Origin of the sequence: Anabaena sp. WA102 (assembly GCF_001277295.1) — a bacterium.
In the GTDB taxonomy this organism is placed as follows: domain Bacteria; phylum Cyanobacteriota; class Cyanobacteriia; order Cyanobacteriales; family Nostocaceae; genus Dolichospermum; species Dolichospermum heterosporum.
The window spans coordinates 3462637-3475993 of record NZ_CP011456.1; the positions used below are offsets into that span (position 1 = coordinate 3462637).

General features: G+C 37.2%; 10 protein-coding genes, 1 pseudogene and 1 CRISPR repeat array. Of the genes and pseudogenes, 9 read left to right on the forward strand and 2 right to left on the reverse strand.

Going from position 1 to position 13357, the window contains the following annotated elements; translation table 11 throughout:
- Positions 1-249: 249 nt before the first annotated feature.
- The 4 genes from AA650_RS14905 to AA650_RS28730 all read left to right on the forward strand — a co-directional run bounded on the left by AA650_RS14905 (position 250) and on the right by AA650_RS28730 (position 4379).
- Positions 250-3117, forward strand: a complete 2868-nt coding sequence (locus tag AA650_RS14905; RefSeq protein WP_053539605.1) for a glycerol-3-phosphate acyltransferase — start codon at positions 250-252, stop codon at positions 3115-3117.
- Between the two features lie 369 nt (positions 3118-3486).
- Entirely contained in the window at positions 3487-3810 is a 324-nt protein-coding gene (locus AA650_RS14910; protein ID WP_053539606.1) for a hypothetical protein, read from the forward strand.
- 3 nt (positions 3811-3813) lie between these two features.
- Entirely contained in the window at positions 3814-4089 is a 276-nt protein-coding gene (locus AA650_RS14915; protein WP_053539607.1) for a toxin-antitoxin system TumE family protein, read from the forward strand.
- A gap of 161 nt (positions 4090-4250) precedes the next feature.
- Positions 4251-4379, forward strand: a complete 129-nt coding sequence (locus AA650_RS28730; RefSeq protein WP_234413194.1) for a toxin-antitoxin system TumE family protein — start codon at positions 4251-4253, stop codon at positions 4377-4379.
- Between the two features lie 58 nt (positions 4380-4437).
- A CRISPR array of direct repeats spans positions 4438-4833; the repeat unit is 37 nt; unit sequence GTTTCAATCCCTAATAGGGAGTAAATGAAATTGCAAT.
- A gap of 278 nt (positions 4834-5111) precedes the next feature.
- Here AA650_RS28730 and bchB read toward each other — a convergent pair.
- Together bchB and AA650_RS14925 are read right to left on the reverse strand one after the other, a co-directional pair.
- Positions 5112-6638, reverse strand: a complete 1527-nt coding sequence (gene bchB, locus AA650_RS14920; RefSeq protein ID WP_053539608.1) for a ferredoxin:protochlorophyllide reductase (ATP-dependent) subunit B — start codon at positions 6636-6638, stop codon at positions 5112-5114.
- A gap of 242 nt (positions 6639-6880) precedes the next feature.
- Entirely contained in the window at positions 6881-9352 is a 2472-nt protein-coding gene (locus AA650_RS14925; protein ID WP_053539609.1) for a BsuBI/PstI family type II restriction endonuclease, read from the reverse strand.
- 84 nt (positions 9353-9436) lie between these two features.
- On the opposite strand from AA650_RS14925, the pseudogene AA650_RS28735 reads away from it, so the two are divergent.
- The 5 genes and pseudogenes from AA650_RS28735 to AA650_RS14945 all read left to right on the forward strand — a co-directional run.
- A pseudogene (locus AA650_RS28735) lies at positions 9437-9898 on the forward strand (Uma2 family endonuclease); the annotation flags it as partial.
- Between the two features lie 45 nt (positions 9899-9943).
- Positions 9944-10411 (forward strand): 3'-5' exonuclease, encoded by a 468-nt coding sequence (locus tag AA650_RS28740; protein ID WP_234413412.1) that lies wholly within the window; start codon positions 9944-9946, stop codon positions 10409-10411.
- Between the two features lie 57 nt (positions 10412-10468).
- Entirely contained in the window at positions 10469-10726 is a 258-nt protein-coding gene (locus tag AA650_RS14935; protein WP_053539610.1) for an AbrB/MazE/SpoVT family DNA-binding domain-containing protein, read from the forward strand.
- Positions 10727-10811: 85 nt separating this feature from the next.
- Positions 10812-11624: an Rpn family recombination-promoting nuclease/putative transposase gene (locus AA650_RS14940; protein ID WP_053539611.1), complete on the forward strand. Its 813-nt coding sequence runs from the start codon at positions 10812-10814 to the stop codon at positions 11622-11624.
- A 222-nt stretch (positions 11625-11846) separates the two neighbouring features.
- Entirely contained in the window at positions 11847-13202 is a 1356-nt protein-coding gene (locus tag AA650_RS14945; protein WP_053539612.1) for a UDP-N-acetylmuramoyl-tripeptide--D-alanyl-D-alanine ligase, read from the forward strand.
- The last annotated feature ends 155 nt before the right edge of the window (positions 13203-13357 follow it).

Genomic DNA, 13357 nt, shown 5'->3' on the forward strand with positions numbered 1-13357 from the left:
TGGGACACTAGTAAGACTATCATTGTTTTCTAGTGTCCTTATATTTAAGAGGAGTCAGGAGGTAGGGGCGCAGGGCCTGCGCCCAATCAGCAGTCAGGAGCAAGAAAGAAAAACAAAGAAGAAAGAATTATTTTGAATCTGAACCCTGACTCCTGCCGTACAAGGGTTTTATCTTTATTATGTGATTCATGTTTGTTAACAACAAACTTGGAAGATGTCATCAAATTTTAATTTTTAGATTAGAGAATCATGATTAATCTTTTCGGTATCGTCATTATTTTAATTGTTTGTCCACTGTTAGGAGCAATACCACTAATTTCCTGGATTACTTATGCCTTGAGTGGTAAGCAGTTAGCCAAGGTGGGTACAGGAAATATTAGTGTGGCAGCCGCTTTTTATCATGGTGGTAAGTTAGCAGGAAGTATCTGCGTGGTTTCTGAAGCCCTCAAGGGTGTTGGGGTTGTGACAATTGCCCAATATTGTTTTCCTTCCCAACCAGTTTGGGAACTTATTGCTTTAATTGCTTTGGTTATCGGTAGATATGTGGCTACTAAAGGCGCAGGAATAACTAACGTTTCCTGGGGGTTGTTGGCACATGATCCGATGGTAGCTGCTTTTGTGAGTTTGCTGGCGGCGATGGGGTTTTTAATTACTCGTTCTAAGGAAACTATTAAGTTGGGGGTATTAGTGATATTTCCCCTGTTTGTGGGTATTATCCATTCCCAAGATATACTAAGGATTATCGCTGCTGCAACTTTATCGGGGTTAATTTACTGGATTTATAGCCAAATTCCTGATGATATGAATCTCCCTGTTGAGGAGGCGGCGCTAGAATCTCAACCAATGATGGAATATTTAAATAATCAAGAGAGGATTATTACTTTAGATGATGATTTAGATGGGGAAGTGGTAGGAGCTAAAGCTGCGACATTATCGCAAATTAAACGTTGGGGCTATGCAGTTCCTAAAGGTTGGGTACTGCCTGCTGGTGAAGATCCTACTGTTTTAATTGATTTTCTGCAACCGTCGCCACTTTCGCCCTTGGTAGTGCGTTCCTCGGCGATTGGCGAAGATTCCCAACAAGCTTCGGCGGCAGGACAGTATGAAACGATTTTAAATGTGATCAGTAAGGTAGAATTGCGACAAGCGATCGCTCAAGTTAAAGCCTCCTATGATCATCCCAGTGCCGTCGAATATCGCCATCGCAGTAGTTCAGAAGATCGGGCAATGGGGGTACTCATTCAACAACAAGTCCAAAGCGTATTTTCTGGGGTAGCTTTTAGCCGAGATCCCATTTCTCAACAGGGTGAGGCGGTGGTTATTGAAGCGGTGTCTGGTAGTCCTACGCAAATTGTATCTGGGAAGGTAACACCGGAACAATATCGGGTGGTGGTTGCGGATAATGAAAAATTATCTTGTCTGCAATTTGAAGGTCATGGCAAAGTTCCTGAAGCATTAATTAAACAAGTTGCCTACTTAGCTCGGCGGTTAGAAAAACGTTATTTGGGCATTCCCCAAGATATTGAATGGAGTTATGATGGTCAAAATCTGTGGGTATTGCAGACAAGACCTATCACTACCCTTTTACCGTTATGGACAAGAAAAATCGCGGCTGAGGTAATTCCGGGAGTTATTCATCCCTTAACTTGGTCTATTAATTCACCTTTAACCTGTGGTGTGTGGGGGGAAATTTTTAGTATAGTGTTAGGCGATCGCTCTAACCGATTAGATTTTACCACCACAGCCACACTGCACTACTCTAGAGCCTATTTTAATGCTTCCTTATTAGGAGAAATCTTTCTGAAAATGGGATTACCTCCAGAAAGTTTGGAATTTCTGACTAGAGGTGCAAGCATGAGTAAACCTGCTCTAGATTCTACTTTGGCTAATTTACCAGGACTGACAAAGTTACTCAAGCGAGAAATTGATTTAGACAAAGATTTTAAATTGGACTATCGCCAAGTTTTTATTCCGGGATTAACCCAATTATCAAACGTTGTCATTGAGGAATTATCACTAGATCAATTATTAGGGAGAATAGATTTAATTCTCGACTTACTCCACCGGGGTACTTATTACAGCATTTTAGCCCCCTTGAGTGCAGCCATCCGTCAAGCAGTTTTGGGAGCAAAAGTAGAAGAAATTGATAACAGTGTCACCCCAGAGGTAGCATCATTAAGAGCTATGCGCTTATTGGCGGCGGATGCTCGACAAATCTTAATCGCCGGTAACTATGAATTTAAACCAGAACAAGTATTTGCACAATTAGCAGAAACAGCCGCAGGGTCGAGAATTTTAGCCGAATTTAACGAATTGATTGAGGATTATGGCTATTTGAGCGAAGTTGGTACAGATATTTCCGTCCCCACTTGGCGAGAAAATCCCCAAATAGTCAGACAATTATTTATCCAGTTGCTACAAGCACCGGAAGCACCAAATTTAGATGATTCCCGTTCAGAACAGACAAATTTAGTACAAAGACGAGTTGATCTTAAAGGTAGGGTGACAGAAGTTTATTCCCGATTGTTGGCGGAATTACGTTGGACATTTTTGGCGCTAGAACAGATGTGGCTTCAGTCTGGGGTATTAACACAACAGGGAGATATTTTCTTTCTCAAGTTAGAGGAAATTCGTCGTTTAGGGATTAATCCAGATGTAGCTTTTAGGAATCATATCTGGGAATTAATCGCAAACAGGCGATCGCAATTTATCCAAGATAGCCAAATTCCCCAAATTCCCCCCGTAGTTTACGGTTATAACCCCCCTCATCCCATTAAACCCGTAATTGATTCCTCTGACAACATTTTATTAGGTATTCCCGCCAGTCAAGGACAAATTCAAGGACGGGTAAAAGTATTACGAACCTTACAAGAAGCCCATAATATTGATAAAAACACTATCCTTGTTGTCCCTTACACAGATTCCGGTTGGGCCCCTATCCTAGTCCAAGCTGGAGGCTTAATTGCCGAAGCAGGTGGTAAACTTTCTCACGGAGCAATTATCGCCCGTGAATACGGTATTCCCGCTGTTATGGATGTGCGTGGTGCGACATACCTACTTCAAGACGGTCAACAAGTCCAAATTGATGGTTATAAAGGGACGGTGGAAATACTCTAGAAGCAAGAATCATCTAAGTAGGTTAGCATTGTCAATCGTCGTTATGGCAAGGCAAGAGGCAAGATTGAATAGGGTTTAAGCGATTTTACTTTTCTTTACACAGATTGGTTTGATTGTGTTCACCTACTTAGAACTTAAACAAACACTAATGGGGATTAAGTGAAATTAAAATTTCGTAGGGGTTTACGGCGTAAACCCTCCCTCATGCGTAGTTTCAATCCCTAATAGGGAGTAGTGGTTTTCTTCCAACTGATTCCTGCTTCTTCAAATAAGTCGTAGTAGCTTTGTTTTGACTCATTAAGTGCCATTCAAACTTCGATAAATGAGATATAGTGAAGATACAAATTGCCGACCAAGGAAAATTACATTATGAATACCCAATTAGTTGAATCTATCACTCAAATCATCCTCTCTTTATCCCCAGAAGAAAGGCAGCTTTTAGAAAGCAAAATTAATAATGTCAAATTATCTTCACCATTAGCAAATTCAACACAACAAGATATTTCAGATTTAGAACAAAAATTAAAGAATTTTGAGACAAAATATCAAATGTCTTCTGGTGACTTCTATCAAGAATTTCAAGCAGGTAAATTAGGAGATGAAATAGATTTTTTTGAATGGAGCGTATTTTATGAAATGTGGACTAATGCTCAAAATACTATTCAGATAAATACGAATTTAATAGCTAGTTAAACAATGGAAATACAAGATTATATTAATACAGTAAAAATTAAATTAGCTACTAGCCGCATTATTATTAAAATCGCTATTGTGGAAGAAAAAATTTTATTGGATCGTGGTTATTTCCGTACTAGATTAACTTTAGTAAATAATGATTTCTTAGAAATAGCAGAGTCCTTTACTATTATTGAGGGACATTTTGTAACCCTTGGTTATCGTTATCAGTGGATGGATGAACAAAAGGAAAATTTAAGAAAACGTTGGGATGAAGAAGGAGTCAGGAGTCAGTAGCCAGGAGTCAGAATCAATCAGTCGAGGATTCAAACCTGCGACTGATTAAAGACCACCAAATCGTAGATTTGGTGGGGGTCTTAAACCCAGTTATTCATCCGCCACTCGCACAGAATTCATTCTGAATTCTGACTCCTGACTCCTGAATTCTGTTCGATAATGTGCAGCATTTTCCAAAATTACCTAATTTTCCCCATCATGTCCATATAATTGAAGAATCTAATGTAGAACCTAGCCAATCTCGTAGTATTCTGGAATTAATTGAACTCATTGAAAAAGAATTAATGTGAACTTATAAAGTGCGTAAGTCCTGAATAAGAATTATTCCAATAAGAATAACGCATTCATGTTTCAATCCCTAATAGGGAGTAAATGAAATTGCAATGATCCAGAACCAACAGAAGCAGTAGAAGGCCACCGTTTCAATCCCTAATAGGGAGTAAATGAAATTGCAATTAAGATTATAATCATCTAAATCACTATTATTTAAAAGTTTCAATCCCTAATAGGGAGTAAATGAAATTGCAATTTGGGCGATCGCTAGTGGGATGCGATCGCTCTGTTTCAATCCCTAATAGGGAGTAAGTGAAATTGCAATGAGAATATAAAATTCAGGTCGATTATAAGACATGGGGGTTTCAATCCCTAATAGGGAGTAAGTGAAATTGCAATTTTCTAGTGTTTCTGCACTTATTCCAAATTCAATCGTTTCAATCCCTAATAGGGAGTAAGTGAAATTGAATGGAGATTTTCTTTGATGATTTTTTGCCACAGTGGAACTATACTGCTAAACCACAACAACATTTAGAATTGTAAGTTATTTAATCCACATTCCTAAGAGACTTCCAAATAAAAAAATGTCCCAAAACTGATGCAGAAATTCTCTCTCTGTGTACTCTGTGCCTCTGTGGTTCGTTTCTTAGGATAATTTATTTCTTGGAAGTCTCTAACTATAAACACTAATATAAAAAAAGCAAGTAGCGAAGGTTAAAATATTCGCCCTCACTACTCACTCTTCTTACCTACGCACCTACAGATTCCTTAGCGGCATACAACACCTCAGCCGAGATATCTTTAAACCCACGTTCACGGGCAAACTTTTCGGTATTTCGCTTCACTTTTCCGCGCACAAAACCAGGAATCTTATTCAATTCCGCTTGACCATCTTTTGTCCAATTCAAACCAGATTCTGCGGAAATTCCTTTGGTAATTACTTCCTTTGTATCGTGTCCACCAAAGATTTCTAATAAGTGATCTTCCATTCCCAAAGTGAAGGAATTGTAGATTAAATCAGTGATTTGATTTGTGCCTTCATAACCCATAAATGGTTTGTAACCAATGGGGAAATTCTGCACGTGAATTGGTGCTGCAATGACACCACAAGGAATATCCAAACGTTTACCAACGTGACGTTCCATCTGTGTACCAAATATAGCAGAAGGTTCAACGCGAGCGATCGCATCCCCAATTTCACCATGATCATCTGTAATCAATACTTCATCGCAATATTCGCTCACCTGTTCTCTAAACCAGTCAGCATCATACTTGCAATAAGTACCAGCCCACACCACGTGAATCCCCATTTCCCGCGAGAGAATCTTCGTTAAAGCCGCCGCATGAGTATTATCACCAAAAACCACCGCTTTCTTCCCTGTCAAGTTCTGACAGTCAATAGAACGGGAAAACCAAGCCGCTTGGGATACGTGCAGAGTTTGTTCATTAATGAAGTCTTCATAATTAACTTCCGCACCTTGAGCGTTAATTACCTGCTGAATTTTACGGATACATTTAGCAGTTTCCACTACACCCATTGGCGTAATATCTACGTAAGGAGTCCCGAATTGTTCTTCTAAATATTTAGCTGTAGTTAACCCCAGTTCCCGATAAGGAATTAAGTTAAACCAAGCTTGAGGCATAGTTTTTAACTCGTGAACAGACGCACCTTCAGGAATAACAGTATTTACCTGAATTCCCAAATCAGTCATTAACCGCTTCAATTCGGTGACATCATGGTTATTGTGGAAACCCAGAGTAGAAACCCCGATAATGTTAACTGAGGGTTTGACTGTTTTCTCTGTTGGTAATTCCCCCCGCTTCCGGGCTTTCTCAATGTAATATTGGACGATTTGTTGTAAGGTGCGATCTGCGGCTTGTAATTCATTGTAGCGGTAATGGTTCACGTCCGCCAGCATTACGTCCCCTTTTGCTTCCAATTGCGCCCGTTCGACAAAGTTATGTAAGTCCTCTTGCAAAATGCTGGAAGTGCAGGTAGGAGTTAAAACGATTAAATCGGGGTGTTCTTCCGCGTCTTTGCGGGTGATGTTGTCTACCACCTTTTCTTGAGAACCTCGCGCTAAAACGTTTCTGTCAACGACGCTGGTTGTAACTGGGGTAAAGTTTCTCTCCCGCGATAACATGGAACGCATAACGTTGAAGTAATCATCACCCAGGGGCGCGTGCATGATAGCATGAACGTTTTTAAAAGAACTCGCAATTCGCAAAGTTCCAATGTGGGCGGGGCCTGAATACATCCAGTAAGCTAACTTCATCCTGTGTTCTCCCTTGACAAGTTAAATAACTATAAGTGCTTGATTATTAAATCGTTTCTGATTTTCTCAAACCTAACCGCTATGAACAAATAAGGTTTGTTGCGAGGTTATTTGATGTGGGAGAGGGTGAAACCTAGTTGCTGACTGGGTTATGGCTGATTATTTAAACAATATTTATGTTGTTTAAGTAAATAAATCTTAATGATTTGCAAAATATTTGGATCAAAATCTCCAAACCGATTTTACCGATTTTCATAAGGTCCAAGAAATCTCTCTCCGTTAAAATGAATTAAATGATCTGCTTGGTCTGCTACCCAAACTTCTGTTTCCCAAGAAATCTCAGCTAGATACCGAGTCATGTCCTTGCGACTGGGAAAAGCAGTCATAAAAACTAATCCCTTATTACTAGACTGAAACAGTTTTCTTAGTTCATTGTGTCGTTTTAAATTCACAGGTCCATGACTGGTGACAGCTTCTATTAATATTAGCCAGTCTTGTTGTTGATAATAAATTACAACATCTGGCATTTTACCATGAGGATCTAAATCAATTCCTATTTCTCGAAACTTTTGAGTTTCATTAATAATGAACTTATCCCCAGCATCACCGACATAAAGAACCAAACCTCCTGGTGTAAATCTGGGACAAAAATTTTCTAAAATGTCTTTGATTAAATTATTTTGTCCACCTGATGATAGATAAATTGCTTGTCCATTGGGTAAACTAACGGGAATTGTGGAGATATTCCGAGTTCTATCCTGCAATAAATTCTTGACAGAAATAGTATAATTACGACGAGATTCTTCCCACTGATCAGAACCATAAGATTGTATCAGCGAAAGTGCTTGTTGCTGAAGTTGATAACACCATTTAGGACTATTAATTGGTCGGTCGGGTTGATCTGGATTTTCCACAACTAAACCCATTTGTACAAACTGGTGCATTGTTTGTCTTCTCACTGTTTCCCTTGTATTGGGTGCGTATTGTTTTCCATAAAAATCACGAAACCAATCCATCATTTCAGTAATTCTGCGTTTGGGTGTTGTTGCTTGATCCCAAGAAGTTTCCGGTCGAATGTCTGCCAATGCGAGTAAGCACAGTGCGGATCTTTCGTTTTGCTGTTCTTTGGGTGCAGAAATTTCTTCAAGAATAGTTAGTGCTTCTTGAATACGTTTACTAGCGTGAATTGTGTTGATTGCTTCACTCATAATTGATAGATTTTGATGTACAAGTTGATCAATTTGATCTTGATCAAACGCAGATTCATGAATTTGTGTTCCTAGTTTTATTAAATCATTTTTACAGGGGTATTTAATTTTTCGTAGGTCTGTAGCATTAACTTGTGTGTTACCACTAAATAGGCGAAAGTATTGATCAAATAAAGTTGAATTGAGAAATGCTGTTAAACCTTTTGCTAGGTCGAGATTCATTCCCTTTCCTTTAGCATGATAATAGTTAAGATGGTTTTCTATACCCAGTGCCGATGAATCTATAGGGTAAGATACAGCAGCAACAATACGGCGTTTTTCTTCCTTTGCAGAAAACCGTTTGACTACAATATAACAACCTGATGGAATTAACCATTTTTGTGTTTCTTGATTCTTTTCAATAGCAATTGATTTTTTCGGTTTTGTGGGAGGAAATAACACTTTTCCTGGTTTGATAGATTCTGGGTAAATTAAGGGAACTGTTTGATCATCTAAGGAATTTCTTAAAGATGATTTGAGACGAAAATCTACAACTGGACCGGTTGAAATTTCCAAACTAAGTTCTTCTAATGTAGATGGAAATTTATCCATTTGCACTTTTAAAGCATCTTCCAAAGAGTTGGTAAGAACATGGATAAACATTTCAGGATCATTTTTTTCAATAACTTGGTTATAGGGAACAAGTCTCATTTCCGAAAAACTATCTAATTCTTGTTCTGAGTTAATACTTATTTCTATAAATTTAGGTTTAATTTCTGTTTTTGTAGCATGAAAAATAATATTTTCTTGTAAAACATTATCTTCTGCAAAAGCTAATGAGCGACTTTCAAATATATGAATATTTTGGAGTACCATTTTTTCCAAAAAAGCTTGGCGAAAAGGACGAAAATAACTACCATTACAAAAGCTTCTCGGAGTAATTGCCACTATCTCTCCATTTATAGAAAGTTGTAATATGGATAGCCAAACAAATGCACTATATAAATTTACCGTTTCAATTCCCAGCTTTGACAGTATTTTTTTCTCAATTGATTTACTGTTAATCTTTTTATAAGGTGGATTCATAATAGCATGAGTAAAATTCTGGGTATAAGTATTAAAAAGTGGTAAATTATTTTCTGTAATACTTCCAATAAAGCTTTCATTCTGTAAACAATAATCTGCTTTAATCCCTCTATTTTTTAAGGCTTGACAACAGTGATTAAGACATTCTTGCAGCGAGGGTATAAAGCTTGCTTCTACTTCATAAGCTGTGATAAAACAACTTTCAACTTGATTAGAATTCGTCAATAATCGCTCTACAAAAGCAGCAGTTAAAGACCCAAAACCAGCACCAGGATCTAGTAAATTAATATGACCTGATAAATTGTTAAATTGTCCTGCCATCAATCTCGCAACTGTCGCAGGAGTCATAAATTGACCCAATTCACTTCTTTGTTTTGGGTTTAATTTTGCCGATAAATTAAATCTATTTATATCTGTGGAGTCTGTCAAGAAAGTTGTCATGTTATAGACAATAAAATTAGATAATGAAAATTGTGAATAATTTGCTATGATACACTCAGGGCTTTATTACTTATTACAAAAACTATGGTAAAAATACCCTTTCTGGCTTCAACAATTCCTCCTTTAACAAACGGGGATAAACTCACCCGTTATGAATTTGAACGGCGATATAATACAACATCTAAACCTAAAAAAGCTGAATTAATTGAAGGAATTGTTTATATTATGCCGGCTGCTCTGCGTTTTAGAAGTCATGGACAACCTCATGGTCGCATCTTAACATGGATTGGTAATTATGAAGTTTTAACTCCTGGTGTGGCATTAGGAGTTGAACCTACAGTCCGGCTAGATTTAGATAATGAACCTCAACCTGATGCAATTCTGATTATTATACCAGAAGCAGGTGGACAAACTCGAATTAGTGAGGACGATTATATTGAAGGTGCGCCGGAGTTGGTGGTAGAAATTGCTGCTAGTAGTGCAGCTATTGACCTACATGGCAAAAAACAAGCTTATCGTCGCAATGGAGTCAAAGAATATATAATACTTGATGCTATTCCTCGTTGTTATCCCTTGATACATCCTGATTTAATGTTTACCCGTGTCTTTGGTGATAGCATTGAGTCTGTAGTAAATGAAGAAAGACGTTTATTTTATGTGGCTTTAACTCGTGCAGTTGAAACTTTATTTATTATTACAGAAAGTACAAATTCATCACCTTTTCTTGACGAATTAAACAGGAGAACAGAAATTTCTATATTAAATTGGTCAGATTATCAAACTTTTATTGGTGTGGGGACTGTACAGTATATTACTGTTAAAGTTGGCAATCAAATTGGTAAAGGTAGCAATGGTACTTACACAATTAGCCATTTGTTGAAAGCTGAAGGTTATGAATGGAATAAAACAAAAAAAGTTTGGTATCGTACCTATCCAGCAGAAGGTTTTTCAATTCCAGAATATTTTAATAATGTAAATTGGATTTCTCAAGCTGTGGGAATTGAAGTGCGGTTTTATGACGATGCGGAAAATGAATTAGCATTTTATCATATTGACTAATATAGCTATGAATATATGTTAAAATTGGATTACCATAAATAGTGGAAAATTATTGCAATGGAAATTACTAAACTATCAACTCAAGGTCAAATTACTATTCCCCAAGTTTTAAGAGATCAGTATCATTGGCAAGATGGACAGGAATTAATAATAATTAATTTGGGGGATGGAATTTTATTAAAGCCTAAAAAAACTTTTCCAGAAACAACATTAGATGATGCTGCTGGTTGTTTGAATTATCAAGGAAAAGCCAAAACAATTGAAGAAATGGAACAAGCGGTAGCACAGGGAATAGAAGAATTAGGTCATCAATGATTGCTATTGATACTAACATTATGTTTAGAGATGAAAAATTTATTAAAAAGTCTCAAAATTTTACAGTGTTTAACAACTTTTTAAAATGAAAACAGACAGCATATTTTACCGATTATTTCAAGAAATACCCAGCATATTTTTTGAACTGATTGGTAACTCTCCCCAACTAGCAGAACTTTATCAATTTTCATCAGTTGAAGTTAAACAAACAGCCTTGAGAATAGATGGAGTTTTCTTACCTAACCAAAATACAGATAACCCCATCTACTTTTTAGAAGTACAATTTCAATCAGATAAGGATCTCTACCATAGACTTTTTAGCGAAATATTTCTTTACATTCGCCAAAACAACCCCAAAAATCACTGGAGTGCTGTAGTTATCTATCCAACCCGCAGCATAGATACACAAGATATTCAGCATTATCAAGAATTCTTCACCAGTCAACGAGTTAGAGTTATTTATCTCGATGAATTAGCAGAAACAACATCTTTACCCATTGGTATTGCTACAATAAAACTAATCATCGCTAACCAAGATAATTCCATTACCCAAGCTAGAGAATTAATCACCAGAACTAAACAAGAGATAAATTCTCAACTTCAACAGCAACAACTCTTACAAATTATCGAGACAATTTTAATTTACAAGTTTCCAAGAATGAATAGGGAGGAAATAGAAGCCATGTTTGGATTAAGTGAGTTAAAACAAACCCGATTTTATCAAGAAGCAAAAGAAGAGGGAAAGGAAGAAGGTGAACGCAAAGCTAAGTTAGATGCAGTTCCTGGTTTAATAGCATTAGGTTTAACTAGAGAACAAATCGCACAAGTTTTAAATTTAAGTCTGGAAGAAATTAGCCAGATTATCCAACAACAGAATATCAACACAAAGGACAAATAAACATGATTTAATCAGTTCCAGAAAATACTACTGTTGAAGAAAAGGAGATTACCTAATCAATAGAATTAAACAAGAGATAGATTCTCCACTTCAACAGTAATACGTATTACAAATCATCTAAACCAGTTTAGTGTATAGAACTTCACAAAAATAAATCTTCAATGAAAGTGACACAAAAAATGATAAGGTGAATAACTTTAAAATACCCTATCGTTTATCAGTATGTCAGTCTCTATCACTATCTCTCAACTGCTTGAAGTTCTTATCGCTGAACCTGTGAATGTATCTGTATCTACCTTAACTCAGTTGGCTATTGGGATACAAACAGATACCCGCATTTTGCAACCAGGGGAAGTGTTTTTGGCTTTGCGAGGAGAAAAGTTTGACGGACATGATTTTGTACCCACAGCGATCGCTCAAGGGGCTATAGTTGCAATAGTTGATCGTCATTACGAAAATCCCGGTTTTCCGGTTTTGCGGGTTAAAGATACTTTAAAGGCATATCAACAAATTGCTAAATGGTGGCGCGAAAGCTTTGCTATTCCTGTCATTGGCATCACAGGTTCAGTCGGGAAAACCACAACCAAAGAATTAATTTCCGCAGTTTTAGCCACAAAAGGCAAAGTTCATAAAACCTACGGGAATTTTAATAATGAAATAGGTGTTCCCAAAACCCTGTTAGAAATGGGTAGAGAAAATAACTTTGCTGTCATCGAAATGGCTATGCGGGGAAGGGGACAAATTGCCGAATTGACAGAAATTGTTAAACCGACAATTGGGGTAATTACTAATGTAGGCACGGCGCATATTGAGTTACTTGGTTCAGAAGAAGCCATTGCAGAAGCTAAATGTGAATTATTAGCAACCATGCCAAATGATAGTATTGCTATTCTTAATTATGATAATCCATTATTAATGGAAACGGCAGCGAAGTTCTGGCAGGGTAAAGTTATCAGTTATGGTTTTTCCGGTGGCGATATTCAAGGAGAATTAACTGATAATGAAACTGTAGAAGTTGCGGGAATGCGTCTACCTTTACCTTTACCCGGTCGTCATAATGCTACCAATTTTTTAGCAGCTTTAGCAGTAGCCAAGGTATTAGAAATTGATTGGCAATTATTACAATCTGGTATTATGGTAAATATGCCCACAGGTAGAAGTCAACGCTTTACTTTACCTAATGATGTGGTGATTTTAGATGAAACCTATAATGCCGCCCCAGAAGCCATGTTAGCAGCTTTACAGTTGTTAGCAGACACACCCGGAAAGCGAAAAATTGCGGTTTTAGGGGCAATGAAAGAACTAGGAGAAAGATCCCCAGAACTTCATCGAAAAGTTGGAGAAATGGTCAAGAATTTGCATCTGGATGGTTTATTGGTATTAGTTGATGGTCAAGATGCGGAAATTATTGCTAATAGTGCCGATAATATATCTTGCGAATGTTTCACAAATCATGCTGATTTGGTAACAAGATTAAAAACATTTATGCAAACAGGCGATCGCCTATTATTCAAAGCCGCCCATTCTGTGGGATTAGATCGAGTTGTTAACCAATTGCGGGCAGAATTTACCAATTAAAAATTCCTGGTATTTCAGACAAAACAAACTTAATTAAGTCTGGTTTTTCGGATAAATATAATACACCGAAAAAATAACTTTTTTCTAGAGATGTTGCATGAAACATCTCTACCATATAGCAAAAAATCAAAATAAAAAGTCTTTTAGTCAAGAAA